The 26,252-nt window shown below is 36.6% G+C and carries 22 protein-coding genes; 9 read left to right on the top strand and 13 right to left on the bottom strand.

Going from position 1 to position 26,252, the window contains the following annotated elements; genetic code table 11:
- Positions 1–3: 3 nt before the first annotated feature.
- From JML65_RS08150 to JML65_RS08140, 3 genes are all read right to left on the bottom strand, one after another.
- Positions 4–2,586, bottom strand: coding sequence for a zinc-dependent metalloprotease (locus JML65_RS08150; protein ID WP_202270486.1), 2,583 nt, complete (start codon positions 2,584–2,586; stop codon positions 4–6).
- Between the two features lie 112 nt (positions 2,587–2,698).
- Positions 2,699–4,282, bottom strand: a complete 1,584-nt coding sequence (locus JML65_RS08145) for a histidine kinase (RefSeq protein WP_047493457.1) — start codon at positions 4,280–4,282, stop codon at positions 2,699–2,701.
- Positions 4,283–4,456: 174 nt separating this feature from the next.
- The gene (locus tag JML65_RS08140) at positions 4,457–5,410 is read right to left on the bottom strand and encodes an alpha/beta hydrolase (protein WP_202270485.1); all 954 of its coding nucleotides are present in this window, start codon (positions 5,408–5,410) and stop codon (positions 4,457–4,459) included.
- Positions 5,411–5,541: 131 nt separating this feature from the next.
- Between JML65_RS08140 and JML65_RS08135 the strand changes: the two genes are divergently transcribed.
- The 4 genes from JML65_RS08135 (at position 5,542) to JML65_RS08120 (ending at position 8,169) form a co-directional block, all read left to right on the top strand.
- A complete protein-coding gene (locus JML65_RS08135) occupies positions 5,542–5,916 on the top strand; it encodes a winged helix-turn-helix transcriptional regulator (RefSeq protein WP_202270484.1) in 375 nt (124 codons plus the stop codon).
- 224 nt (positions 5,917–6,140) lie between these two features.
- On the top strand, positions 6,141–7,316 hold the full coding sequence (locus JML65_RS08130; RefSeq protein ID WP_115919180.1) for a thioredoxin fold domain-containing protein: 1,176 nt from the start codon (positions 6,141–6,143) through the stop codon (positions 7,314–7,316).
- Between the two features lie 9 nt (positions 7,317–7,325).
- Entirely contained in the window at positions 7,326–7,958 is a 633-nt protein-coding gene (locus JML65_RS08125; RefSeq protein WP_202270483.1) for a DUF3575 domain-containing protein, read from the top strand.
- Positions 7,959–7,962: 4 nt separating this feature from the next.
- Complete coding sequence (locus tag JML65_RS08120) at positions 7,963–8,169, top strand: hypothetical protein (protein ID WP_047495019.1); 207 nt, start codon at positions 7,963–7,965, stop codon at positions 8,167–8,169.
- On the opposite strand, the gene JML65_RS08115 is transcribed toward JML65_RS08120, so the two are convergent.
- The gene (locus JML65_RS08115; RefSeq protein WP_047495046.1) at positions 8,170–9,366 is read right to left on the bottom strand and encodes an exo-beta-N-acetylmuramidase NamZ domain-containing protein; all 1,197 of its coding nucleotides are present in this window, start codon (positions 9,364–9,366) and stop codon (positions 8,170–8,172) included.
- A gap of 4 nt (positions 9,367–9,370) precedes the next feature.
- On the opposite strand from JML65_RS08115, the gene JML65_RS08110 reads away from it, so the two are divergent.
- On the top strand, positions 9,371–10,600 hold the full coding sequence (locus JML65_RS08110; RefSeq protein ID WP_047495016.1) for an ABC transporter permease: 1,230 nt from the start codon (positions 9,371–9,373) through the stop codon (positions 10,598–10,600).
- Positions 10,601–10,733: 133 nt separating this feature from the next.
- A complete protein-coding gene (locus JML65_RS08105) occupies positions 10,734–11,717 on the top strand; it encodes a PLP-dependent cysteine synthase family protein (protein ID WP_047495013.1) in 984 nt (327 codons plus the stop codon).
- 54 nt (positions 11,718–11,771) lie between these two features.
- Here JML65_RS08105 and JML65_RS08100 read toward each other — a convergent pair whose 3' ends face one another.
- From JML65_RS08100 to JML65_RS08090, 3 genes are read right to left on the bottom strand one after another with little or no spacing between them, the layout of a single operon-like run.
- The gene (locus tag JML65_RS08100) at positions 11,772–12,302 is read right to left on the bottom strand and encodes a hypothetical protein (RefSeq protein ID WP_202270482.1); all 531 of its coding nucleotides are present in this window, start codon (positions 12,300–12,302) and stop codon (positions 11,772–11,774) included.
- Positions 12,303–12,343: 41 nt separating this feature from the next.
- Positions 12,344–12,646 (bottom strand): chaperone modulator CbpM, encoded by a 303-nt coding sequence (locus tag JML65_RS08095; RefSeq protein ID WP_047495005.1) that lies wholly within the window; start codon positions 12,644–12,646, stop codon positions 12,344–12,346.
- Between the two features lie 3 nt (positions 12,647–12,649).
- Positions 12,650–13,561: a DnaJ C-terminal domain-containing protein gene (locus JML65_RS08090; RefSeq protein WP_047495001.1), complete on the bottom strand. Its 912-nt coding sequence runs from the start codon at positions 13,559–13,561 to the stop codon at positions 12,650–12,652.
- A gap of 92 nt (positions 13,562–13,653) precedes the next feature.
- On the opposite strand from JML65_RS08090, the gene JML65_RS08085 reads away from it, so the two are divergent.
- Both JML65_RS08085 and JML65_RS08080 read left to right on the top strand, forming a co-directional pair.
- Positions 13,654–14,853 carry a dicarboxylate/amino acid:cation symporter gene (locus JML65_RS08085; RefSeq protein ID WP_202270481.1) on the top strand — a complete coding sequence of 400 codons (1,200 nt, stop codon included), beginning with the start codon at positions 13,654–13,656 and terminating at the stop codon, positions 14,851–14,853.
- A gap of 69 nt (positions 14,854–14,922) precedes the next feature.
- Positions 14,923–15,474, top strand: coding sequence for a hypothetical protein (locus JML65_RS08080; protein ID WP_202270480.1), 552 nt, complete (start codon positions 14,923–14,925; stop codon positions 15,472–15,474).
- A gap of 8 nt (positions 15,475–15,482) precedes the next feature.
- Here the strand turns inward: JML65_RS08080 and JML65_RS08075 are convergent, their stop codons facing one another.
- The 3 genes from JML65_RS08075 to JML65_RS08065 all read right to left on the bottom strand — a co-directional run bounded on the left by JML65_RS08075 (position 15,483) and on the right by JML65_RS08065 (position 18,720).
- Entirely contained in the window at positions 15,483–15,866 is a 384-nt protein-coding gene (locus JML65_RS08075; RefSeq protein ID WP_202270479.1) for a DUF779 domain-containing protein, read from the bottom strand.
- 66 nt (positions 15,867–15,932) lie between these two features.
- Positions 15,933–16,967, bottom strand: coding sequence for an alcohol dehydrogenase AdhP (gene adhP, locus JML65_RS08070; protein WP_047494811.1), 1,035 nt, complete (start codon positions 16,965–16,967; stop codon positions 15,933–15,935).
- A gap of 223 nt (positions 16,968–17,190) precedes the next feature.
- Positions 17,191–18,720, bottom strand: coding sequence for an aldehyde dehydrogenase family protein (locus JML65_RS08065; protein WP_202270478.1), 1,530 nt, complete (start codon positions 18,718–18,720; stop codon positions 17,191–17,193).
- A gap of 182 nt (positions 18,721–18,902) precedes the next feature.
- On the opposite strand from JML65_RS08065, the gene JML65_RS08060 reads away from it, so the two are divergent.
- Positions 18,903–19,829: an AraC family transcriptional regulator gene (locus tag JML65_RS08060; RefSeq protein ID WP_047494808.1), complete on the top strand. Its 927-nt coding sequence runs from the start codon at positions 18,903–18,905 to the stop codon at positions 19,827–19,829.
- Between the two features lie 107 nt (positions 19,830–19,936).
- Here JML65_RS08060 and JML65_RS08055 read toward each other — a convergent pair whose 3' ends face one another.
- From JML65_RS08055 to JML65_RS08045, 3 genes are all read right to left on the bottom strand, one after another.
- On the bottom strand, positions 19,937–21,337 hold the full coding sequence (locus JML65_RS08055; protein WP_202270477.1) for a RagB/SusD family nutrient uptake outer membrane protein: 1,401 nt from the start codon (positions 21,335–21,337) through the stop codon (positions 19,937–19,939).
- Between the two features lie 22 nt (positions 21,338–21,359).
- Positions 21,360–24,284, bottom strand: a complete 2,925-nt coding sequence (locus JML65_RS08050; RefSeq protein ID WP_202270476.1) for a SusC/RagA family TonB-linked outer membrane protein — start codon at positions 24,282–24,284, stop codon at positions 21,360–21,362.
- A gap of 544 nt (positions 24,285–24,828) precedes the next feature.
- Complete coding sequence (locus JML65_RS08045) at positions 24,829–26,157, bottom strand: hydroxymethylglutaryl-CoA synthase family protein (RefSeq protein WP_202270475.1); 1,329 nt, start codon at positions 26,155–26,157, stop codon at positions 24,829–24,831.
- Positions 26,158–26,252: the final 95 nt, after the last annotated feature.

The raw sequence follows: 26,252 nt of genomic DNA, 5'->3' as shown, positions 1-26,252 counted from the left end.
CGATTATTTATTTAAAGCCTCTTCAATTCGAATAATTAAGTCTGTGTAATGAGCCCTTGAGGCATCATCTCCTTTATATCTGGTTCTGTTCAGTAAATCCAGTACCTTATGCAGTTCTGCCCTTTTATAGGTCGTTACTTCAGATACTCTTTTCATTGAGGAATAATTAATGTTTCTAAGATCCTTATCATCTTCATGGAAATTACAGATCATTGGCATTTTCAGGGTATTGTCTACCTTCAGTGCCTTTACTGCAGTCTTTTCAAATAATTTATTCACCGAAACAATTAAAGCATCCACATAGTTCTTCTGCGTCATCTTTTCAAGAATAGTCAGGCTTCCTTTTTTACTGAAAACAGCAGCTCTTACCTGATCAAATAAATTCTCAACAGTATATATTCCGTCTTTTGATCCTGAAACCTCATGTTTTAACTCGTTCTCCAGGAGTCTCAACAGTCTGTCATCCATCAACAGGGAATAAATATTCGCATATTGCATTCCTCTTGCCAAGGTATACGGCGTCTGTTCAAACGGACCCATTGGAGAATTTTTAACAGGATATGTTTTCTCTGAGATCGGATTAAAGAATAACCATTCCGGAAGGTTGATCGCATTTTTCACAAGATAATCAACAGCTCTTTTCTGGGTCTCTGCAGGTACTGCTTCGTAAGCTTTTTTCTTGTTTCCGAAATTGGTATTGTTCAGATAAATTCCTCCTACATTCGCCATGACATGACCGGTATACAGATCCCATTGTCCGATAGCTCCTAAATACAGTTTACCGGCATCCGTATAATCTTTACCATCCGCATAGGTCCATTTTAAAAGATTATCTACCACAATTCTCAGGTTTTTCATCCCGTACTCACTGGCCTTCATGGCATCGTCACCCAAATCTTCAGATTGTGAACGAGGATCTATGGTTTCCAGATAGCTTTGCTGCTCTCCATAAAAATACAGAGGGTCATCCTCATGTTTTTCTATTAAATTTCTCAGCGCTTTTTTCTCGGAAAATTCTTCAGGATACCAACGGTAGCCCCATTCGATAGCATATTTATCATAAATTCCAATTTTTGGAGTAATAGCTGTAACTCCATCTTCCGGCTGAGCGACATAGTTGTAACGGGCATAATCCATAATGGAAGGTGCGGTACCCCCCATCTTATCGGTAAACTCTTTGGAACGGAGTGACTCTACAGGAAATGCAAAGGAAGATCCCATATTGTGCTTCAATCCGAAAGTATGTCCTACTTCATGAGACGAAACAAATCGGATAGCCTCTCCCATATATTCATCACTGAATTTATTTCCTCTGGCTTTCGGATCTATAGGTCCGATCTGAATTCTCATCCATTCCTGAAGTGAAGTCATTACATTGTGCCACCAGATGATATCCGCTTCTATGATCTCACCACTTCTCGGATCCACTACGGAAGGTCCCATCGCATTAGATTTAGGGGAAGCCGCATAGGTAATCACCGAATATCTTACATCATCAATATCAAAATCCTCATCTTTCTCATCCGGCATCTTTGCGATAACCGCATTTTTGAAACCAGCCTGCTCAAAAGCCACTTGCCAGTCATGAACTCCTGCTATAATTTTCTCACGCCATTGCTTTGGAGTGGATGGGTCAATATAATATACAATCGGTTTTTTAGGCTCTACCAATTCTCCTTTCAAATACCTTTCTTTATCTTCATCTTTAGGTTCCAAATTCCATTTGGTAATAAAGAATTTCTCATCCATTTTCTGTTGGCCATCGTTAAATGTCCAGTGTTTTTCTGTGAAAAAACCAACTCTTGGATCAGAAACTCTCGGTTTCATTGGAATTTTAGAAAGCAGGACAAGATTAGTGGTTACCCCCAATGTTACCGGCAGATCAACGCCTCCTTCATTCACAGATGTTGACAGCTGGGATTTCACCACAAGGTTTTGAGGGAAGGTCTTCACTCCTTCAATGTAAGAAAGACTAGATTTTACTGATCCTCCCAATCCTACATTAGCCAGAACATCATTAAAGCTTTTCTGATTTCCGTCAAAAATTTTGTTAACCTTAATGGCTACTGCAGTAGAATCAGAATTTTGAGCTTCAATATCAAAAACTTCAATAATAGATTCTGAGAAGTTATCTTTTACCGATTTTGTAATAGCATCATTTTTAGGGGAAGAGACTTTCGCCTCTGAAGTTCTCACCCAAACTTTTTTAGCTACCGTATCGCGGTGAAAAGAAATGATCTTATTTTCATAATTCATTCCTTTATTTAAGCCTGCTTCATTTACCTGCATAGGTACCTGAGAGAGCTTATTAACCACCAAAAACTGACGACCCATCAGGCTGTCAGGGATTTCAAAATAGACATCCGTTTTTACCTGAATAGTATTAAAAAGTCCTTTTTTATAAGTCCCTTTTTTGATCAGGTCTTCAATTTTTTTTGTTTTTTTCGAAGAAACGTCAGCTTTTTCAGTTTTTTCTTTAGTCGTTTTTACAGAATCTTTTTTCTGTGCCAGAACCGCCGGCGAAGCCACAGCAAGTCCTAAATACAGTGCCAGCCTGTAATTCTTCATTAAAATAGTCCGATTCATTCCAAATAGTAAATATCTTAGTTTCAGCGGGCAAAGCTATAGGTAAAGAGAATCATATATATAGTGTTAGGGAGTGAGAGGGGATATTTCGGGAGTGAATGGATTTTTATTTTCACTTCATTAATGGCAAAAAACATATGAAATATTCACCATCTACAGAAATATTAACAAAATTATTCTTAAAATATCCATAAACTTGATTCAAATAATCAATTCCGAACTTCTCTCCCTGAACAGGTTCTGTTTTGAGCTGCCAGGTATTCTTTACAATGATCCCATTTTCTTCAATGGTAATGATAATCTCTAAAGGCTGATCTATGGTTGCTATATTATGTTTTATAGCATTTTCCGTTACAATCTGAAGGGATAGATAGGGAATTCTTTTTTCTAAACTCTCCTGATGATTAATCACTACTTTAAAATTCAATTCTTCATCAAACCTGCTTTTCAAAAGCTCCATATACTGTTGTATAAAATTGATCTCCTGGGCAACAGAAACAATATTTTCTTTTGGAGGTACAATAAGATACCGGTAGATCTTTGAAAGATTCATGGTAAACTTCTGTGCATTGTCTTTATTAATCCCAATCAGCATGTATAGGGAATTCAGAGAATTGAACAGGAAATGTGGGTTGATATTATTTTTAAGCTGCTGAAGCTGGTTAATGACTTCTGCCTTATGCATCTTTTCATTCTCAACCAACAGTAAATTCTTTTCAGACTGTATCTTTTCTTTCTCCTTATAGGCAATATGGGCAGATCTTTGAAACAATATAAAGACCGTTACAATAAGAAACAAGGCTGCCAGAAAAATATAGGTTGTATAGGTTTTTACTTTATATACGTTTTCATCGATAATAAAATTGACGTGGTTAACAACGGTATACCCTTCAAAATTATCCGTTTTCAGAGGTTTTATAAACCGGGTAACTTCAACCCCCAGATACTCAGAGATTGCAATACCTTCTGTATATCCTGATTTTGTTTTACCCGTCAACGTATCTTTGGGCTTAATATCTGTAAAATCAAAAATATTCTTACCTAAATATTTCTTTTCAGGATGGGTGATACAAATACCTTCTTTCGTAAAAACATAGGCGTAGGTATTCGAGCTTTTATCTACATTGATAAAATATTGGTGAAGATCATCCAGGCTTACGGCAGAACCGTAATACAATGTATTCTTATCTGGTAGCAACAAAGAATCATAGCTCACCCAATACAGGCTGTCTTTACGCGTCATTAAGAGATCTTTGAAATGTCCGGCTGCATTATTTTGTAAGGGAACAGACTTTTCTATATTTCCTGTTTTTTTAAAAACCTCGGACAAAGGGCTATTGGTCTCTGTTTTTCCGGAAACTTCATTATAGTAATAATACCAGCTGTAGGCTAAAAGATTACGTTTTTTGTTGAGGTCATTTAAAACTGAAGAATAATCTTTATAGTTTTTTAAACCGTCTTTTTGGATCAGTGCACGAAGCAAATATTGATAATCCTCAATATTTCTGAATTCATTTTCAACGGATTCATATTTGCGGACAAAAGTTTTTCTTGCAAAATCTTCAGTATTTTTCTGGCTGTCACGCGTAATTAAAAAGCTCAAAATAGCAAGCGCTACAACCGCAATTAAGCAAACAGATAAAGCAGCTATATAAACAGATTTTTGAGACAGTGCGCGTTTAAAATTAATATTCAATTTTTTCTAAATTCTTGTTTCCTCCTACAGGTAAATTATTCGTTTGCAAAATTATAACAAAGATTTCAGGACCATAAAGTGAATTAAATATATAATCAAAATACGTACAAAAATCATCTCAGAAAAATAAAAACCGTCTTCATGAAGACGGTTTTTAATATTATTTTTTTCCTTTTATTTGTTTTTACAGAAAAGCCTGTTCATCATAAAATCTTTATACTGATTGTTCATAGGAGAATCAAATAGATCAAAAACATGCAAGGCACCCGGAATAACCCATAATTCAGTCTTGACACCCGCCTTATACAGCAACTGTGCAAATTCAATATCTTCATCCCTTAAAGGATCCAGTTCACAGGCAATAATAGTCGTGGGAGGTAATTGAGCAAAATTATCATAATGAGTTAAATCTGCATATCTGATACTCTTATCTACATTCTCTTTCCCCAAAAAATGAAGCCAAGCTGCCTGGGCATATACCCTATTCCATAAAAGAGCATCTGTAAACTCTTTCATCGAAGGAGTGTCTAACCGGTTATGGATTACCGGATACAATAAAAACTGATGGTTTATATTTTCAATATGATGATCTACAGCCATCTGGGTAACCGCCGCTGCCAGATGACCTCCGGCGCTGGCTCCGAAAACCGTAATATGATCCGGATTAATTCCCAACTGAGCTTCCCCTTCACTAATCACCCATCGTAAAGCATCAAAACCATCCAGAATGGGAATTGGAAACCGATACTGAGGAGATAGTCTGTAATCTACTGATACAATAGTTGCATTGAGATTATCCGAAATTTCAAACATCTGATCATCCACCTGTTCGGGTAACCCAAAAACATATCCTCCTCCATGAAAATAAATGAGTGTTTTATCCCTATTATATTTTTTCGGCTGATAAATGTGTAATCTGATTTCATATCTATCCACAGAACTTTCTATAAAAATATCTTTTGTAAGGATATGATCGGGATTCTTAAAAGGGTGAGCTTCTACAAATTCTTTTCTTTCCCGTTGGATGAGCTCGGGATTATTTAAAAATACTTCTTCGTCAATTTCTAATGAATAAGGAGTATTTTCTATACTTGTTCTTAAATCTTCATCAATTCTGTTAAAATCCATGCTGTTATATTTTGTATTACAAATGACACCTTCAAACAAGATATTTCCTGTTTTATTTGTAAATTTAACTGATAGGTACTATGCTGTGCAAGTATACATTAGATTGTATGAAACGAACAAAAATGTAAGTAATGAGTATTAAAGAATCATCCACCAATAATGAAAATAAAAAAACACTGGAACAATGCTGTTCAGAAATATATGCTGTTAATCTGATCAGCGGACGCTGGATCCTCTCCATTTGTTATCATCTTAAACACGGAAAGCTGAGATTCTATGAATTGAAGAACAGTATTCCCAATATTTCCGAAAGAATGCTTACCCTTCAGCTGAAAAAAATGGAACAGGAAAATTTGATTATAAAAAGTGTTTATGCAGAAGTTCCTCCAAGGGTAGAGTATGAATTATCTGAGATTGGTAAAAGATTAATCCCCATCCTGAACCATTTGGAAATTTGGGGGAAAGAGCATAAAAATGCAAAAAAAAATAATAACGAACCATCCTAGTTAAAAAGCAACTATGAAAGTTAAAAATGTTGCGATTAAGGTTAGAAATTAAAGTTTGTATTCAGAATACTTAAGTGTTAAATTCCTGCTGTAATTTTTCACAGGGTCCGTCAACCAAAAGCTGCTTTAAATCTTAAAATTAGTTAATATACTCTATCAGGAAGCGGAATCAGCTCTTTATGTTTTGAAAATTAATTATCTTCGCTTACAAATCTAATTTGAAAATGAAGAAGATCATCTCCGGGATATCTATTTTTTGTTCTATCATTATCTCAGCTCAAGAGTCTATTCAATTCCAGGAATTACCATTCAAGGATATTATCGCAAAGGCTAAAAAGGAAAAGAAATTAGTCTTTCTAGATGCCTATGCTTCCTGGTGTGGGCCATGCAAAATGATGGAAAAAAATGTTTTCACCCAAAAATCCGTTGGAGATTACTTTAATGCGAGTTTCATCAATGCAAGATTCGACATGGAAAAAGGAGAAGGACGGGAAATTGCAGCTAAATATGGAGTACGTTCCTATCCTACTTATCTTTTTTTAAATGGTGAAGGAGAACTTGTTTCTCAAAACTCAGGGTATATGGAAGCAGGTATGTTTGTCACTATGGCTCAGGACATCAATTCTCCCGGCAATAAAAAAGGTTCTTTGAAAGAACGTTTTGCTAATGGTGAAAAAGATCCTGAATTTCTGATCAATGTTATGAAACTAAACTCCAGCAGTGATTTTGATTTTGCTAAAAAAGCTTCGGAAAGATATTTTGAAAATAAAAAAAAGACTGAAGAACTTTCAAAAGAAGAAATTGGTCTCCTGCTTTATTTTGTAAAGTCAACAGAAGACCGCAATTATAGTGTTTTCACTTCAAGAAAAGCTGAGATCATTAAGTTTCTACCTGAAGAGACCTATAAAGAATTTGATGCTCAACTGAAATTATCTAAAATAGTAGAACAGTCCATTGATGAAAAAAACAAAAGAATCAATGAGGATACCTTTATGAAAGCAGCCGAGCCTTTAGTAGGAAAAGAAGCAGCTACCACAAAGCTTAATCAGACCAAACTTAGCTACTATGAGCAGAATGCCAACTTTCCGGAATTTGAAAAAGCAGCATTAGACTATTATAAAAACGCTGATGCCTTTGAACCTAATGAGCTTTTAAGAGCGGCATGGATCTTCAGTGATCATATCAAAACACCAGCCTCATTAAAGAAGGCTACAGAATGGGCAGAAAAGTCTGTAATGAGAAGTGAGACCTCTGAAAACACTTATATTCTCGCCAAACTGTATTTCCTGACTGGTAATAAAGAAATGGCAAAAAATTATGCAGAAATGTCTAAAAATATAGCCGTTCAAACCCATAAAGATTCCAAACTAGCCGAAGAGCTATTAAATAAAATACACTAACATATACTGATGAATTATAAATTATTAACAGGCGTTTTAGCTTTCCTGGCAATAGGTACTTTACACGCTCAGGAACAGGAACAGGAACAGGAACAGGATAAAAGTTTATACATAAAAGGGAATGCTCTTTTTCTACCTATAGGAATCATTAACGCCGGTGTAGAAAAACAGATCAGTCCAAAATATACCATTCAGGGAGATGTTTTTATTTCCCCATGGAAATCTTTTGCCGGACATAAGCTTCAGTATTACTCGGCTTCCGTAGAAGGAAGGTATTATTTCAAAGAAGCTTTTAAGCACTGGTATCTGGGAGCGAATCTTGCTTTTGCAGCCTATAATGTTCAAAAATGGAACTATTGGAATGACAGAGTTATTGTTAGAGAAAATGGTGATACTTATATCAATTCCAATCTTTACCAAAAAGGATTTTCTATTATGCTAGGGCTGACTGCCGGTTATCAGTTTCAGTTATCTGACCGTTGGAATCTTGACATTTATGGTACTGTGGGAACATCCCAGAGTTTTTATAAAGGCTATGACAAAACAACAGGAAAAAGATATGACCAGGCAAGCGGTCTTAATAAAAGTGGCGAATTCATCCCCTACAGAGGAGGAGTCATGGTCTCTTACAAATTTAAATAATACAATGAAACCATTCGGAAGAAATCATATTATCATTTCAGTGATCACTTTTGTGATCCTTTTTTTAATGAACTACCTTGGGAATGACCTTCCCGATAAACTGCAAAGAGCTCTTCTCACCGCTTTTGCGGGAGTTGTCGGATTAACTGTCGGTTTATTTATCCTTAACAAAGGTAAAAATGACAAAAACCCACCTCAGCATTTTGATTAATTAATTTTCATAAACCACATACCTGGTTCTGATCTTTTCAAAATCGGCAAGGTCTTTTTTCCATGAAGCTTTAATTTCCGGAATCGTTTTACCTGCAATAATTTGCTTTCTGAATTCATCGGTTCCGGATAATGTATCAAACCATAGATTTTTCAGGAAGAAATCCTGCTGTGGATTTTTATAGTTTTGATATGCTTTTATAACCCACTCAAGATTCAGTTCTCTCAGATCTTTTGGGTATTTCGAAAGATTTTCACCGTGGCAAAGCTTTCCGTTAAGAAAAGGATCTTTAGCTCCATAACTTGGTTTCGGAGTAAACTCGAAAGGCAGTTTTTCTGTCCATGGGGAACCATAAATCTGGAAAGGCATATCTGTCCCTCTTCCTACTGAAACCTGAGTTCCTTCAAAAAAACATAGGCTGGGATAAAGATTAATGGCTTTATCATTCGGTAAGTTAGGGGAGGGTTTATCTAAAATTGTATACCGTTGTTTTTTATGGTAATTTTTCATTGGAATAAGGGTATATTTAGCCTGAACTCCATTTTTCAGCCACTTTTCACCATTTACCATTTTTCCATATTCTCCAATTGTCAGTCCATATACTACAGGAACTTCATGCATACCTACAAAGCTTGCCCATTTTTTCCTTAAAACAGGGCCGTCAGTATAACCGTCATGGGGATTGGGGCGATCAAGAACCATGATTTCAACATTATTCTCAGCACCGGCTTCCATCAGATAAGTCAAGGTAGAAATATAAGTATAGAACCTTACCCCTACGTCCTGGATATCAAAAAGAACAATATCAATTCCTTTTAATTGTTCAGGTTTTGGTTTTTTATTATTACCATATAACGAAACAATGGGTATTCCAGTTTTTACATCTACTCCATTTTTCACTTTCGCTCCGGCATCAGCATCTCCCCTGAATCCATGTTCCGGTGCAAAAATAGCTTTAATATTAATCTTATTTTTTACTAAAAAATCTACCAAATGATTCCTGTCACTCATCAGCCCTGTCTGGTTGGTCACAATCCCGATGGTTTTGTTTTTTAACAAGGGTAAATATAATTCAGGCTGATCGGCTCCGGTTTTAAAATCCTGTTGAACTTGAGTCTGAGAATAATATTGGTTGAATACTCCTAAAAAAATTAGGCAAATAAGAAGTAAATTTTTAATTTTGAAATCTAAATTCATAAGCTTGAAATTTCCTTTATATTTCTCTAGAAAAATAGCATTTTCCAAAGATAACAAAAATAACCTTTCAAGAGTTATCATCTTCATTGGCAGACTTTCTGTAGCTTTGGGAATCATTGTTTCCTTAATTACCGTAGCCACCGGCTTTGGTTCTAAAAAAGCTATTAAAGAAAGACTGGCAGATTTCAGCGGACACATTACCGTAAGATCTACGCGATCCAATTCTTCCTATAATACTTCGGTACTTGATAACCAAGGGCTTAATATTCCAAAGATCAAAGAACTTCCCGACGTGGAAAGCATCCAGAAATATGCAACTGTGACCGGAATTATGCGTAATGAGCATAGTTTTGCAGGCATTATATTTAAAGGAGTTGGAAAAGACTTTGACAGCCTTAGGTTTAAGAAATTTTTAATTGCCGGCACCACTCCCAAGGTAACAGAGGTAGGTTTCAACAACGACGTCGCTATTTCACAGAAAACAGCCAACGACTTACACCTGAAGCTCAACGACAGTATTGTTACTGTTTTTTCAAAGGCAGATCAAAAGCCGGTCTATCGTAAGTTCCGTGTACTGGGAATTTACAGAACGGATATTAAGATGATTGATGATCAATTTGTAATTGGAGGAATTAATCATGTAAGAAGAATTCAGGAAATGAAACCTGATGAGGTGGGAGGACTTGATATTTTCCTCAAAAACGTCAACGATATAGATAAAGATTTTCCAGATATTGAAAAGCTGATTGGGTATAAAAATTATGCGGAAAAAGCGACGGAAAAATTTCCGCAAATCAATGACTGGATAAGCATTTTCGATACGAATATTGCTTTAATCATCATTATTATGCTCATTGTAGTGGTTATTAATATTATTATGGTCCTTCTGATCCTTATCATCGAAAGAACCAATTCCATAGGACTTCTTAAAACATTGGGAGCCAGCAATTCCCAGATCCGGGCTACTTTTATCAACTATACACTTATTATTATGATTCCCGGGCTTTTATATGGAAATGCCATTGGATTAGGGCTTATTTTGATTCAAAAATTCTTCGGAGTTATTAAGCTTAATCCTGAAAATTATTATGTAAGTACAGTTCCGGTAGATCTTAACCCTATTGCCATTATTTCTATTTCAGTGGGAATTCTGTTTATTTCAGGGCTTGCTTTAATCATTCCTAGTTATCTGATCAGTAAAATTTCACCGGTAAAGGCAATTAAATATAATTAGTAACGGAAAGGATCGATAAGCAGCTGATCATATTTTGGAGGTAAGTATTCCTATTACCAACACGTTATCCACATGTTATCCACAATATGAATAATTTTAAAAGCCTTATCTTTGCTCCGCATATAAACCATTTATGAAATACGCAAAAAATATTCTTGAAACTATAGGTAATACACCGCTGGTAAAACTTAACAATGTATTAGGAGAAGACTTTCCAGCATTAGTTTTAGCAAAAGTAGAGACTTTCAATCCTGGAAATTCAGTAAAGGACAGAATGGCTCTTAAAATGATAGAAGATGCCGAAAAAGACGGCAGATTAAAGCCTGGAGGAACCATCATTGAGGGAACTTCAGGAAATACAGGAATGGGATTAGCGCTTGCAGCAATCATCAAAGGTTACAAATGTATCTTTGTAACGAATTCCAAACAATCAAAAGAAAAATGTGATATCCTTCGTGCTGTAGGTGCTGAGGTTATTGTATGCCCTACTGACGTAAAGCCTACTGACCCGCGTTCTTATTATTCAGTTTCCAAAAGACTGGCTAAAGAAACGGAGAACGGATGGTATGTAAACCAGTATGACAATTTATCGAACAGAACGGCTCATTATGAGTCTACAGCGCCTGAAATCTGGGAACAGACAGAAGGAAAGCTGACTCACTTTGTAGCTGGTGCAGGAACAGGAGGTACGATTACAGGATGTGGAACATTCTTCAAAGAAAAAAATCAGGACATCAAAATAATCGGAGTAGATACTTACGGTTCTATCCTGAAAGAATTCCATGAAACAGGAGAACTTCACTATGACCATGCCTATACTTATATTACGGAAGGGATTGGCGAAGATATCATTCCTGAGAACTATGATATGTCTGTCATTGATCATTTTGAAAAAGTTACAGATAAAGACGGAGCGATCTATGCAAGAAAGCTGGCTAAAGAAGAAGGAATTTTCTGTGGATATTCTGCAGGAAGTGCTATTGCTTCTCTGATCCAGATGAAAGATCAGTTCACGAAAGATGATATCATTGTTGTTTTACTTCATGACCACGGTTCAAGATATGTAGGAAAAATCTACAATGACGAGTGGATGAAGGAAATGGGTTGGCTTGATTAATAAGCGGATTACTTTACGATAAAATAAAAATCAGAGCAAAATGCTCTGATTTTTTTATTCTTTATTAATATTTTCTTTGAGTGTCTTTTTGAGTAGGCTATACTCCTTTTCACTCATTGATTTCTTTGGAAACATATAACTGTACTTACCTTCCAGAGCGATGAATTCATTATTGCTATCAAAATATTCAAAATCCTTCCATTCGCTGGTTTCTTTCTCTCCGTCAATATTGACCGTAAAAAAAAGAGAATCAAATCTTATTTCGTAGACCTTACACTTTTCAAGCACACCCAGGTAATGATTCACCTGTTTCTTCCATCGGGATACTTTATTAATGCTTACAGACAGAAAAACCGTACAAAGCAGGAATATAAAGCTCAGAAAATATAGGATTCCCACACTGTCTTTGCTCAAACTGTCTTTCAAAAGAAATGCAATAAACAGAATAGCAGCAGCCACCATGGTGGTTATGGTCTTACTTCTGGTAGTAGGTGAGAAAAGCAAACTTCCCTGGTTTCCGCTAAAATAGATTTCTTCAAACGTCTTTCTGTCAGGTCTTAAGACAATCACCTTTTCTTCACTCATAATATAAATATATACTTTGCTTTATAAAGCTGCAAAGCTAGCTAAATATCTTCATATTGATCACTTATAGCAGCAAGTTTGTTCATCAGTTCCCTGTTTCTGTTTTTCAGGGCATTCAGTTTGTTCAGCATATTATGAATCACTTCAAGACCGGGAAGATTGATTTCAAGATCATAATGCCAGTTGGAAAACTTTTCAAGATCCTGCAGGTCTTCATACATCAAATAATGAATATCATTTTCAATATGAATGTTTAGCAGACCATACTCTACAAGATCATCAAAAAAAGTGATTTCTATATTATAGATTTTTACGAGTTCTTCCCGTGATATTCTTTCACTCATAGCCTAGGAATTTTTTAGTTGTTCAAAAAGTTCTTTCTGCTTGTCTGTAAGGTTTACCGGCAATTTCACTTCATAGGTTACAAAAAGATCGCCATGCTGTCCTTCTTTTTTATAGATAGGAAAACCTTTTCCTTTAAGCCTTACGGTCATCCCGTTTTGAGTTTCCGGTTTCACTTTAAGATTGACACTGCTATCCAGGGTATTTACTTTTACATCTCCCCCTAAAACAGCGGTATACATATCGATAACGACTTTAGTTTTCAGGTCATCCCCTATTCTTTCAAAATCCGGATCAGCCGGAATATTGAAGGTAATATACAGATCCCCATGAGGTCCACCGTTAAAACCGGGATTTCCATGTCCTTTCAACTTAATCTGCTGTCCATCATAAACCCCTGCCGGAATAGTAATTCTCACTTTTTTACCATTGATTTCAAAAGTTTGCGGATGAGTGGTAGCGGCATCTCTTAAATTCAGGTTCAGTTCTGCCTGAACATCTTTTCCTTTAAATTTTCCGGAAGCACTTCCCCGTGAACTTTTGCTAAAGCCTCCGGCCCCTCCAAACATACTTTGAAAGAAATCTGAGAAATCTTCCCCTTCACCAAAATCTGCTCCGGAATATCCTCCGTTATAATTCTGCTGCTGTTGATATTGCTTCTGCTGTTGCTGGGCTTTTTCGTATTCTTCGCCATGTTTCCAATGCTCTCCGTACTTATCATATTTCGCACGGTTTTCAGTATTACTGAGCACTTCATTGGCTTCATTCAGTTCTTTGAATTTTTTTTCTGCTTCCTTATCGTCAGGATTAAGGTCAGGATGTAGCTTTCTGGCCAGTTTTCGGTAGGCTTTCTTGATATCATCCTGTGTTGCGTTTTTATCTACGCCTAAAATTTTATAGTAATCTATATAAGCCATAGAAATGATGTTTACTCAAATTTATGAAATTTACCTCTGAAAGTTATATAAGAAAATGTTAAAAATAAAGCTATCTTTGATAAAAAGCCCATATGAAAGAAGTATTGAAAAACTACTCCGGAATTATATTATTGCTCTTAGGAATTAGTGTCGGAAGCATTATAGGAATTACTGCTCCCGGTATTGTAGAGTATATAAAACCTCTGGGAGATATTTTCCTTAATCTTCTTTTTGTAAGTGTGGTACCTTTGGTATTCTTTGCCGTTTCCAATTCTATTGCTTCTCTGGAGCAGCAGTCAAAATTTGGAAAGATTATTCTTATCATGGCTCTTACCTTTTTATTTTTCATCCTGACAGCCGCCATTTTTACGATCTGTGCAGTCTATCTCTTCCCTGTTTCCGGGGTTTCCGGAAGCTCTGAAGCTATTACAGAAGCAGCAAACAATGATACATGGGGTGACAGGATTGTAGGCTTTTTCACCGTGGGAGAATTTACGGCTCTTTTTTCAAGACAGAATATGCTGGCTCTTCTTATATTTGCTTTTATGACGGGTTTTGCTGCCCGAAAAACGGGAGAAAAAGGAGAACCCTTCAGGGTTTTTATTGCCTCAGGTTATGAGGTTATGAAAGAGCTTCTTTTATTGATCATGAATCTGGCTCCTATTGGTCTTGGGGCTTATTTTGCTTTTCAGGTAGCTACTTTAGGACCTCAGCTGTTTGGATTTTACGCTAAACCTTTAGGCTTATATTATATTGCAGGAATTATTTATTTCTTTGTCTTTTTTTCTATTTATGCTTTTATGGCCAATGGTCAAAAAGGAGTAAAAAGTTTCTGGACCAACGCCATTTATCCTAGCCTTACTGCCATAAGTACCTGCAGCAGTTTTGCTACCATGCCTGCCAACTTACAGGCAGCGTCTAAAATTGGAATACCTAATTCTATTGCCAACCTGGTTATTCCTATTGGGACAACCCTCCATAAAAACGGATCTTCTATGTCTTCCATTATAAAAATCTATGTTGCTTTTTTAATTATCGGAAAAGACTTTTTTGATCCTTCGAATCTATTGTTGGCATTGGGAATTACTGTTTTTGTAAGTATTGTAGCCGGAGGGATTCCCAATGGTGGATATATTGGTGAAATGCTGATGATTTCGGTATATAAATTGCCTCAGGAAGCTATCCCTGCTGTAATGATCATCGGAACATTGGTAGACCCGTTAGCCACTGTTCTGAATGCTGTGGGCGACGTCGTTGCCGCAATGTTTGTCAACCGGTTTGTGAAGACCTGATTGTAGAATGATCCCCGGCCAACCTTTCCTATAAAAATAACTATAATAACCGTTTAAGCTTTATTTTACATGAATTCCTTTTGTCAAAGTATTGGTTTATACACGCATAAAAATATTGAAATTGATATCAATACAGCTGAGGTTATCGAAAGGCTAAGGAAAATTACTTATCCAACCCATACTACTTTTATATCCCTGATTTCAGATCCGGCAATTCCCACAAGATTTAAATACAGAGGAGTGGTGTATGAAAAAAACTTCACGATTAAGAAAAGAAGGCGTTTTTTTGATATCAACCTGAATTATCCGGTGATTAAGGGAAGTCTGTATGATCAGAATAATAGAACTACTGTTTCCACAGCGTGTATTCCCTCTTTTTTTCAGATTGTCACTCTTGTATTGTTACTGGGCTTTTTCTTAGTTGCAGTCACTGTCAATATAAAAAATGGGGTTCAGGATTTTTCTTTCATTGCCGTTTCTGCTCTAATGCTGGGAACTCAATATTTTGTTTTAAAAAGAGAGATCATAAAAGGAAAATACGATTTTAAAAGAGAGTTGGACCATATGGTTCAAAAAAGCAGCAATACAGTTCTCCACTACCCCTATTCTACCAGTCTTTAGACTCTATCCTATTCACTCCTTAGTACGGGTTCCAGGTTTTCATATTCTTCGGGAGTAAAAAGCCTGTACTGAATTTTAAAGGTCTTCCCCAAAGGTGTTTCCAGTGAAAAGCCTCCCGGTCCGAAACCTTCTGCCACATCCAGGGTAAAGTGTGAGTACTTCCAATATTCAAATAAATCCCGGTCTATCCAGAATTCATATCCATGGATGGTTCCGATCATAGCATCATTCATTCTGGGAAAAAAACCTCCTTTCTCAAAACATTGAGGCTGCGTTCCTTCACAGCATCCGCCGGCCTGATAAAACATCAGCGCCCCATATTTATTTTCAAGCTCCCGAATGACCTCAAGTGCCTTTTCAGTTGCTGAAAGTCTTGCTATTTTTCCTTCCATTTTTTTACTTTTATATTGAAAAAAGTCCGGCAGATGAATCTGCCGGACATAGGTACTCATTATGGTTTAATTTGAGCCGGCAATGTCTAATACGATTCTGCCATCAATCTGCCCTTTCTTCATTTTATCAAAAACATCATTAATATCTTCGAGCTTTGCGGGGGTTACTGTAGCTTTTACAAGTCCCTCATTGGCAAAATCCAGTGCCTCCTGCATATCCTTTCTGGTTCCCACGATAGAGCCTCTCACAGTTATTCTTTTTAAAACGGTCTCAAAAATCGGAAGTTCAAAAGATCCGGGAGGAAGTCCGTTCAGTGCAATAGTTCCCTTTCTTCGTAAAACATCTATTCCCTGTTTGAAAGCAATAGGAGATACTGCTGTAATCAATGCGCCGTGCATTCCGCCAACTTCTTTATGCAAATATGCTCCAGGATCTGTATTTTTTGCATTGACTACCAGGTCTGCTCCTAATTTTTTTGCCAGGTCGAGTTTATCATCAGCTACATCAATAGCTGCAACGTGCATTCCCATTGCCTTAGCATACTGAACCGCTACATGTCCCAATCCTCCGATTCCTGAAATGGCTACCCATTCTCCGGGTTTTGTTTCTGTTTCTTTTAATCCTTTATAGACCGTTACTCCAGCACATAAAATAGGGGCTATTTCCAGAAAGTTGACATTGGATTTTAAATGTCCTACATACCTGGAATCGGCAATTACATATTCTGCAAAACCTCCATCTACACTGTATCCTCCATTTTTCTGAGCTTCACAAAGTGTTTCCCATCCCGTTATACAATAATCGCAACAGCCACAGGCACTATACAGCCAGGGAACTCCTACAGCATCTCCTTCTTTTACAAAGGCTTCGGGTCCGCAGGCTACTACAATTCCTACTCCTTCATGTCCCGGAATAAGTGGCATTTTAGGCTTTGCCGGCCAGTCGCCATCTACAGCATGTAAATCTGTATGGCAGACTCCACAGGCGATCACCTTTACCAAAACTTCATACCTTCCGGGTTCTCTTACGGGTACTTCTTCAATTTTCAGTGGCTGTCCATAGCCCTGAACTACTGCGGCTTTCATTGTTTTTGGGATCATATTCTATGTTTTGAGTTGTTTTCTTTGGGGTTATTCTATTTCATGAGTAAATAGGCTGCTATCCCGGTACACACGGTATTTCTCCGCGTGAGGGATAGTAAGGGCGGCGAGGTACGAGCCGGTGCAGAATGTAATGGAGCACCGAAACGAAGTGAAGCCCTGAATAGCCCGACCGTTTTGCCCTGGAATAGCCAAAGCAATCGGGCACGTCCTACATTAAATATTAAAAGAAGCCTAATTTATTTTTGTTATAAGAAATCAGCATGTTTTTGGTCTGACGGTAGTGATCAAGCATCATTTTATGGTTCTCTCTTCCGATTCCCGACTGCTTGTATCCTCCAAAAGGGGCTCCTGCCGGATAGGAATGGTATTGGTTTACCCAAACTCTTCCTGCCTCAATCTGACGCGGAATATTGTACAGCTGGTGTGCATCTCTGGTCCAAACTCCGGCTCCAAGACCGTAAATGGTATCATTCGCAATTTTCACGGCTTCTTCCTCATCTTTGAAAGTTGTAAAAGCCAGTACCGGACCAAAGATCTCTTCCTGGAATATTCTCATTCTGTTGTTACCTTTGAAAATTGTTGGCTGAATATAGAATCCGTCTTCAAGATCTTCTCCCAAATCATTGACATGACCTCCCACCAGTACTTCTGCTCCTTCTTCTTTTCCGAGTTGGATATAAGAAAGTATTTTATCTTTTTGAATCTGTGATGCCTGAGCTCCCATCATCACCGTTTTATCCAATGGATTTCCAACTTTAATCGCTTTTACCCTCTCGATCACCTTTTCGATAAAAGCATCTGCAATATCTTCCTGAACCAGCAACCTTGAAGGACATGTACAGATCTCTCCCTGGTTAAGGGCAAAAAGAACAGCTCCTTCAATCGCTTTATCCAAGAATGCATCATCGGCATCCATTACCGAGTTGAAGAAAACGTTTGGTGATTTTCCTCCCAACTCCAATGTGACAGGAATAATGTTTTCTGTAGCATACTGCATCACCAGACGTCCTGTAGCTGTAGAACCAGTGAAAGCCGCCTTAGAGACCTTAGGATTGGTTACTAAAGCTCTTCCCAATTCTGCTCCGAATCCATTTACAATATTTATAACACCTGCAGGTAGAAGGTCACCAATAAGCTCCATCAGGACCATAATGGATACAGGAGTACTTTCCGCAGGTTTTAATACGACACAGTTTCCGGCGGCCAATGCCGGAGCCAGCTTCCATACCGCCATCAGTATAGGAAAGTTCCATGGGATAATCTGTGCAATAACGCCAAGAGGTTCGTGTACAATAAGGGATACAGTGTCTTTATCCAATTCGTTATGAGAACCTTCTTCTGCACGGATTACAGAAGCGAAATATCTGAAGTGATCAATAGCCAGCGGTAAATCTGCCGCCAACGTCTCTCTTACTGCTTTTCCATTATCAATGGTTTCTACAATGGCAAGATATTCCAGGTTTTGCTCTATTCTGTCTGCAATCTTATTCAGGATAACACTTCTTTCTGTAGATGAGGTATTTTTCCAGGTTTGAAATGCTTTGTCTGCAGCATTTACCGCAAGTTCCAGGTCTTCTTTGGAGGAATGGGCTACCTGAGTGAAATTTTTACCGTCTACGGGAGAGACTACATCAAAATACTGCCCGTTAACAGGCGGTGTAAATTTTCCGTCAATGTAATTATCGTATTTGTTTTTAAATTCAGGACGCTGTAAAAGAGTCGCTGATCTTGGTTCTGTAATAGTGCTCATATTAGTATATTTTACATTTTTCTGTAATGCCAAATTACAAGTACACCTCTAAAAACATATAGCACAATCGTATAAAAAAAGTGCAGAATAGTGCATATGTTCAATTTTTATCATTTTATTAACAGCAACATACAGCCAAATTCTCTATATTTGAGTTACCTGCTTCATAAAAATGTTTAGAAATGAATAACAATAATAAATATTTAATAGATACTCCTGAATTAACGAAGGAAAACCAGCTATTGAACATTGTTGAGAACCAGACAAAATTCAATCTAAACAATTGTGAATTCAGTATCTATGAAACCCACAAAGCGGCTTTTGATGTAAAACTTCACTTCGATAATATAGCATTTACAGCAATGCTGAGAGGCAAAAAACATATGAAACTGGATAATAAGACCAACTATTTTGATTATTTCCCCGGTGAAAGTATTCTGGTTGCTCCGGGAGAAACCATGGTCATCGATTTTCCTGAAGCTGATGAAACTCCGACCCAATGTATTTCTTTGAGTCTAAATCCTGAGTTTATAGAAGACTCCCTGAATTACCTGAATTATAATCTCCCCAAAGTGGATGAAACCTCACAGTGGAATATTCAGCTGGATGAGTATTTTCTTTTTAATAACCAGGCCCTAGCCTCTGCAACCAATAATATCATGAGAATTGCTATGGATGATAATTCTCAAAAAGATATCATGGCTGATTTTGCCCTGAAAGAACTTCTGATCAGGCTAATGCAAACCCAGGCAAGAAGCATGGTGGAAAAAAACATGGTGAAAAATAAATCAAGGATAGGCTTTGTTGTAGATTATATTAAGAAAAACCTTCATCAGAAACTTTCTATTGACAGCATTGCAAGGCTGGCTTATGTAAGCAAATCTAACTTTTTTAGAATGTTCAAGGATGAGCTGGGAACTTCTCCCAATGAATTTATTTTGCAAGAAAGAATCAACAGAGCTAAAGAATTACTGGCAGATCAAAACAGCATTAAAGAAACAGCTTTTCAGACCGGCTTTTCAGACACCAATTACTTTACACGGGTGTTTAAACAACTTGAAGGCACTACTCCCAAGAATTATCAGAATAAAATTATATTTTCGAGATAAGATGTTCTAATCAATGATTATTTTCTTTTGATTAAAAACTATATTCATTCTAAGAAAATAAAAGAGGCTGCCCTAAAAGCAACCCCTTCAAATTAAATCAAAATTTGTTAATTATCATATCCTGGATTGGATTCTACCAAATTCCCAGCTACATTTGTTTCTGACTGCGGGATAGGGAATGTTAATTTCTGATCCGGAATAGTTTTGTTTCGAGCTGGATCTGGAACACCTGAAGTATTATAATAAGGTATTGTCTGACCCCATCTCAATAAATCCCAATATCTGAATCCTTCTCCTAATAACTCCTTCATTCTTTCAGCCTTAACCAAATTAATATCCGTAGATACTAAAGGGGCCTGGCCTCTTGATTGTAAAATCATATTATGATATTCAAGAGCTGTAGCTGCTGAACCTCCCATCAATTCAGCTTCTGCTCCATTTAACAATACTTCTTCATATCTGACCATTTTGATATTGCCTGCTCCTGTTTTATCAGGGTACTTACCATCCAGATATCTTGCATTAATTAACTTAAATCTTGGATCAGTAACACTATTATACATGCTTACTACAGCTGGTAATACTCTTATGTTTTTATATCCTCCACTATTTACAAGGTTAGAATAACTATCAAACGACAGCGCTGAAGCGGTACCTACTGCAATTTCAAAAACACTATTTGTATTCTCATTAGTAGCAAATGATTTTACAAGCGTATTTGCTGGGGTGACTTCATACTTACCTGAAGCCTTTATATCTGCTACATAAGATCTGACTTTAGCATAATCTCCTTTGTATAAATAATACCTTGACATTAATGCTTTTACAGAAATGGGATTGAGTACCGTTGGTTTATCACTTTGTAAAGTGGCATTACTCCCCATATAAAGCAAAGCATTAGCAAAGTCACTTTCGATCTGGGCTTCGGTCTCTGCGATTGTAGCTCTTTTCATCTTTGTTGTAGGATTGTAAACCAAAGGTAAAACAACCCCTAAATTTCCTCCTGAATATTTCTGACCATATAATCTTAATAGATCAAAAAAAGCTTGTGCTCTTACCGCATATGCCTGACCTTTAAGGTATCTTGCTTTTTCTTTAATCACATTAGAATCCACACTTTCGGACCACGTAAGTCCTGCCTCCTGAGTATTGATAACGACATTAGCATTGGCAACTGTCAAATACATATCTCTCCAAGTATTGGTTACATCACCATCTAAAGATGTGAAGGCATAATTTCCCCACGCTACATTACGCCCTGAAGCTCCTGTAGTATATGCTTCATCTGTATGAACTTCCCCATAGGCTATAAAGTTTCTGCCATAATAACTGACCGCCCTCATTCTCCCATAAGTACCATAAACAAAAGAAGTTAACTCTTCAACACTCGTTATAGGAGCTGCTTCTTTTTCCTGATAGAAAGTTGTCTCTACAAAATCATCACTACAAGAGGTAGCAACAAATAGTATAGAAAAGACTAATATGCTAGCTGAAAATATTTTTTTCATTTTTTTTGATTTAAAGTTTACATTAAAAAGATAAATTAACACCTATACTATACGTTTTCAATGTCGGCAAATCCAGATTAGAGGTCCCCCCTAAAGCAGTAGATGATCCTCCCAACTGAAGATCCGGATCATACTGAAGATTCTTATCTGTTACATTGGTCCATATATTATTTCCTAATACATATATTTCTACATTATTCAAGCCTGTCCCTCTTAAAAGATCTCCTTTAAAGTTGTATGCTATTTTTAAAGTTCTCAATCTCCAGTAATCGCCTTTATACAGGAATCTCGATGATGCTGAATTTGCTCCGGTAGAACCTGTTCCTCTGTTCCCTCCCTCAATAGGTTTTGGATTCATAGCATTAGGATTATCTGGCGTCCAATAATCTAATTGAGCCCTGTATCCTGGATAATTAGATGTATACTGCCCATCGCTGAACAAATAATTGGCCCATGAATCATAGATTTTGTTTCCAAATCCAAAACTTAATTGTGCATCTAGCGTAAACCCTTTGTAGGCTAGCTGAGTATTAGCTCCTCCAAAAAACTTAGGAATTCTGGTACCCTGAACTGCTCTTTGAGCCTGATTATAATTAGAAGTTGTTGCTCCGTCCACTCCATTGATATACCAAAGCGGATTACCATTAGAAGGATCTACTCCAGCCCATTTTCTCATATAGAAAGAATTTACAGCCTCACCAACTCTTAGGATATTAGTTCCTGAGATGACATCAGTCCCGCCATAAAGACTTGTGATTTCGTTTTTATTAAAGGTTCCATTCACTCCTAATTTCCAGCTGAAACCATCACGATTATTAATGATATTGGCATTGATGGTTAATTCAAACCCTTTGTTTACCATATCTCCTACATTTTCGATTCTTACACTGGAAGTGGTTGCACCCCCTGGTGATGTTTCAGATATTCCTCCCTGAGACGGGGAAAGCGGCACGAAAGTGGCCAGATCTTTTGTTTTTTTGTGATAGTAAGCAGCACTTAGTGTCAAATTATTGTTCCATAAACCTACATCCAATCCAACATTAAAAGGATTAACTTTTTCCCAACTTAAATTAGGATTATCTACATTGATAATAGTTGCTGCCGCATTGTTATCATAATTAGTAGAATATCTGTAAAGGGTATAAGGAGACATATAAACAGGCAATTGATTCCCTACCTGACCATAAGAAATAATAAATTTCATCTGTGAAACTGTTTTAGAATCTTTCAGGACATCCATTCTGGCCAAATCTACTCCGGCTCCAAGAGACCAGAAAGTACCTGCCTTCTGACCTGGCCAGAAATTAGACAATTTATCTCTTCTTACAGAAGCATCCAATAATAACAATTTATCATAGTCGTAGTGTATGGTAGCAGCATATCCCGCTCTGGAATTTTTTGATCTGTTTCCAATCGTTGAAATAGGAATCACAAAGCTGTCTAAGGTCTGTAGAAATGGAGCTCCAACATTACTTGCACCTCCTCCTATACTTCTTTGCTGGCTAGAATATGCTTCCTGAATCAAACTTGCATTGATATTATGCTTATCACCAAAACTTGTGTTATAGGATAAAATATTCTGTATATTAAAGTTGAAATATCTGGTGGTATAGGAATATAGCCTTCCTTTATAATTATATCCATCTCCATGTAGAGGTGAGTTATAGGAATCTTCTTCTATATTAATATATTCAGGAGCTGCAACAAATCTATAAGTTAGATTCTTTAAGATTTTATATTCAGCCTGAAGGTTAGCAAATACTCTAGCTGTTTTTGCTTTCTGAGAATTTACATTTTGTAAGTATGCAGAGTTAAATAAGCCGTTAGAAAGACTTCCTTCCACACCTAAATTATAGCTTCCGTCAGGATTGAAGACAGGGTCAATGGGATAATTAAACAGATAAGCAAGCATAGGGTTTGAAAAAGCCCCACCTGAACTCAAGGTACTTATTTCTGAGTAAGACATCTGAATATCGGTTGCAAGGGTAAATCTATCAGTTGCTTTATATTCTATACGGTTACTATTGGAAACTCTTTTAAAATATGAGTTTTTAACAACACTGTTCTGATCGTAATATCCTAACGAAGTATAATAAGATATTTTATCATTTCCTCCTGCTATGGAACCATTAAAATTCTGGAAATAGGCACCTCCTTTATTTCGGACCGCGTTTAACCAATCTGTATCCTGATTTTGAGAATAAATATATTGATATAACTCTCCAAGCTTACCATTTACAGCTAAATCAGGAACCATGGAAGCAGTTAATCCCGGATTTGCAGTAATTCTTGCAGGATTATTGGCAATTTGAACAGCCATTAAATCTTTCCATTCCTGGGAATTTAATCCTTTAGGCATTTTAATGGCCGTAGCTGCTACTCCTTGTTCAAAGTTTAAACTAAACCTTGGTCTTCCTTTCAATCCTTTTTTGGTTGTGATAATAACAACTCCAGCACCGGCATCAGCTCCATAAATTGCCGTAGACACCGCATCTTTTAAAATAGTTACACTCTCAAAATCTGAGCTATTTAAATTAGCAAGGATATTAGCCGTTGTAGAATTTTGCGTTAAGTCTCCCTGGTTAATTCTAACCCCATCCATAACGATGATTGGGTTATTATTTCCATTGATGGAGCTAACACCCCTTACACGAATTGAGGCAAATCCTCCGGGCTGCCCTGAAGCGGCTCCTGTTTGAACTCCAGCCATAGTCCCTGCTAACGCTTTTTCAATAGAAGCAGAAGAAGAACTTTGAGCTAAAGCCTTTCCTGAAACAGTCCCTACAGCTCCTGTAAGTTCCTTCACTGTCTTTTTCTGGCCAAAACCTACCATAACCACTTCATCAATCTGGGTAGTAGTTGTATCCTTTTTTGTTGTCTGTGCAAAAGCAGTTTGTCCTAAGAAGAACAAAACTCCTGCACTTAATACATGTAGTTTAACATTCATATTTAACACATTTTAATATTTTCAGAAAACAAATATCCCAATAAACATTAATAGTATCAACTTATAAAACACTGAAAAACAACATGTTATTACAAAATAATTTCATTGTAAATAAATAATAGTATAAAAAAAAATAGTGAATTAAAAAAAATGATAAAAAAAATTTAGCCCAAGAATATATTAACAGAATTTTAACAACCGTTAAAAATATTGTTAGCTTACACTTAATTATAAAAAGGAACAAAAAAAATTAATGTAAAATAATGGTTTAAGTATAAAAAATCCAAAAAACAATTACAGCAGATCCTTATTAAAATCAACAAAACAGTAAAAAATGGATAAAAAGAATTGCTAAAAACTTATAAAAAAGCAAAGCATTCCAATCCATTGAAATGCTTTATATACTATTAAAATACATTGAGTTTACAATAAGGTGTTTTTTCCTGAAAACTGAAATGTACACTTAAATGAAGTTAGAAAGAACAGATATCTACAGCTCTTCTTTATTCTTTATTCTTTATTCTTTATTCTTTATTCCAAAATTCTAACTCTGATAGGTATAGTATCTTGCTCCTATAAGAACAGGATTTTCAGATTCGATTGAGGTAAGCCCAAATCCTTTATAATCAGGGTTTATAGATTGATCTACCTGTTTTCTATGCAATTTCTCGTAAGTGTCAAAATCAATAGAAGTTCTATTGTTCAGATTTTCAAATACATTCCATTTTTCGACCACTTGTTTCCAGTTTTTAGAAACTTTACCTGCAAAAACTTTTGATTTTGAACCACTTCCGTAACCGAAGAAACCGATTTCTGTTCCTGATAATTCTTCATGATCATCAAAGGAAGTCTGTAAAGCAGAAAGAAATGCCATGAAAATAGAAGCGGTATACATATTCCCGATTTCGGAAGAAGCACGCTGTGTTTTCTCTATTTTATCACTGATTAGATTCATATAACTTTCAGATTTTGCCACTGCTTTTTGCTCCTCAGGGCTGGTATAAGCAAGTTCGTTTTCAAGACTGTAGATTTCTGTAAATACTCTTTTCCCATGAAAAGCGTAAGGAAGATGGAAAATAATATATTTCCAGTTTTCATAAGGTTTTTCCTGTCCTGTAACTTCTTTATAATGCTGATAGGCTTCTCTTATTCTGTCCTGATAACACTGATTGGAATACTGACCATCAAAAACAGGTTCATCCGTGAATATTTCAATGGTATCCGGGTACATTTCAGGTGCATTATGTAAATCTTCCTTTTTATACTGTCTTCTTGGTTTAAAAAAGTCAAAAACACTTTCTGATGCTACGCCCCAATGATTTTCTATTTCAAGGAGATCTGGCTTAGAAGAGATCAATAGAGCAACGGCTCCGCCTCCCTGTGTATATTCTCCTGAAGAAGCCAATTCATATTTTGCATAATCGCTGGCAATAACCACAGCCTTTTTATCTGGATTTACCCTTACAAAATCAAGAGCATTATGCAAGGCATCCACCCCTCCCACACATGCAAAGGTCATATCTACAACATCACAATGTTTAAAAGCTCTTGTTCCGAATTCTTCCTCCAACACTTTTTCTACCATCTGTACAGCATATGACGCAGTAGGCTTTGCTGCATCCAGGGCACTTTCTGTTCCTAAGTAGACTCTTGAAATCTCTCTGGGATCAATTGTATAATCTTTAATAAGTCGTAATAATGCTTCTGCTGCAAATGTTGCTGCATCTTCGTGAACATCGGGAAGCCCCATTTTATGCAGTCCCAATCCTTTCTCCAGTTTTGCAGGTTCAATCCCTCTTTTTTCAGCTAAATCCTTAATTTCCAAATATAAACCAGGTACATAATAGCTCGCCGCCTCAATTCCAAAAGTCATTTTATTCTAATTTTTATACGAATTTAGAAAATGTAGTCTGAATAACCGGTCAATATATCATGACTTTTTAACTATTTGTTCATAATTTAACTTTT

The sequence above is a fragment of the Chryseobacterium sp. KMC2 genome (genome assembly GCF_016756935.1).
Classification (GTDB): Bacteria; Bacteroidota; Bacteroidia; order Flavobacteriales; family Weeksellaceae; genus Chryseobacterium; species Chryseobacterium rhizosphaerae.
Note: the sequence above shows the minus strand (reverse complement) of the source record. Positions and strands in the feature narration are given on the sequence as shown.

Bases quoted from the DNA above. Each gene is read 5' to 3' on its own strand.
- JML65_RS08080 (WP_202270480.1), top strand. From the start codon at position 14,923: ATGAATTCCTTTTGTCAAAGTATTGGTTTATACACGCATAAAAATATT.
- JML65_RS08050 (WP_202270476.1), bottom strand. From the start codon at position 24,284: ATGAATGTTAAACTACATGTATTAAGTGCAGGAGTTTTGTTCTTCTTA.
- JML65_RS08140 (WP_202270485.1), bottom strand. From the start codon at position 5,410: ATGGATTTTAACAGAATTGATGAAGATTTAAGAACAAGTATAGAAAAT.
- JML65_RS08085 (WP_202270481.1), top strand. From the start codon at position 13,654: ATGAAAGAAGTATTGAAAAACTACTCCGGAATTATATTATTGCTCTTA.
- JML65_RS08130 (WP_115919180.1), top strand. From the start codon at position 6,141: ATGAAGAAGATCATCTCCGGGATATCTATTTTTTGTTCTATCATTATC.
- JML65_RS08075 (WP_202270479.1), bottom strand. From the start codon at position 15,866: ATGGAAGGAAAAATAGCAAGACTTTCAGCAACTGAAAAGGCACTTGAG.
- JML65_RS08095 (WP_047495005.1), bottom strand. From the start codon at position 12,646: ATGAGTGAAAGAATATCACGGGAAGAACTCGTAAAAATCTATAATATA.
- JML65_RS08125 (WP_202270483.1), top strand. From the start codon at position 7,326: ATGAATTATAAATTATTAACAGGCGTTTTAGCTTTCCTGGCAATAGGT.
- JML65_RS08055 (WP_202270477.1), bottom strand. From the start codon at position 21,337: ATGAAAAAAATATTTTCAGCTAGCATATTAGTCTTTTCTATACTATTT.
- JML65_RS08120 (WP_047495019.1), top strand. From the start codon at position 7,963: ATGAAACCATTCGGAAGAAATCATATTATCATTTCAGTGATCACTTTT.
- JML65_RS08090 (WP_047495001.1), bottom strand. From the start codon at position 13,561: ATGGCTTATATAGATTACTATAAAATTTTAGGCGTAGATAAAAACGCA.
- JML65_RS08135 (WP_202270484.1), top strand. From the start codon at position 5,542: ATGAGTATTAAAGAATCATCCACCAATAATGAAAATAAAAAAACACTG.
- JML65_RS08150 (WP_202270486.1), bottom strand. From the start codon at position 2,586: ATGAATCGGACTATTTTAATGAAGAATTACAGGCTGGCACTGTATTTA.
- JML65_RS08105 (WP_047495013.1), top strand. From the start codon at position 10,734: ATGAAATACGCAAAAAATATTCTTGAAACTATAGGTAATACACCGCTG.
- JML65_RS08115 (WP_047495046.1), bottom strand. From the start codon at position 9,366: ATGAATTTAGATTTCAAAATTAAAAATTTACTTCTTATTTGCCTAATT.
- JML65_RS08065 (WP_202270478.1), bottom strand. From the start codon at position 18,720: ATGAGCACTATTACAGAACCAAGATCAGCGACTCTTTTACAGCGTCCT.
- adhP (WP_047494811.1), bottom strand. From the start codon at position 16,967: ATGATCCCAAAAACAATGAAAGCCGCAGTAGTTCAGGGCTATGGACAG.
- JML65_RS08060 (WP_047494808.1), top strand. From the start codon at position 18,903: ATGAATAACAATAATAAATATTTAATAGATACTCCTGAATTAACGAAG.
- JML65_RS08045 (WP_202270475.1), bottom strand. From the start codon at position 26,157: ATGACTTTTGGAATTGAGGCGGCGAGCTATTATGTACCTGGTTTATAT.
- JML65_RS08100 (WP_202270482.1), bottom strand. From the start codon at position 12,302: ATGAGTGAAGAAAAGGTGATTGTCTTAAGACCTGACAGAAAGACGTTT.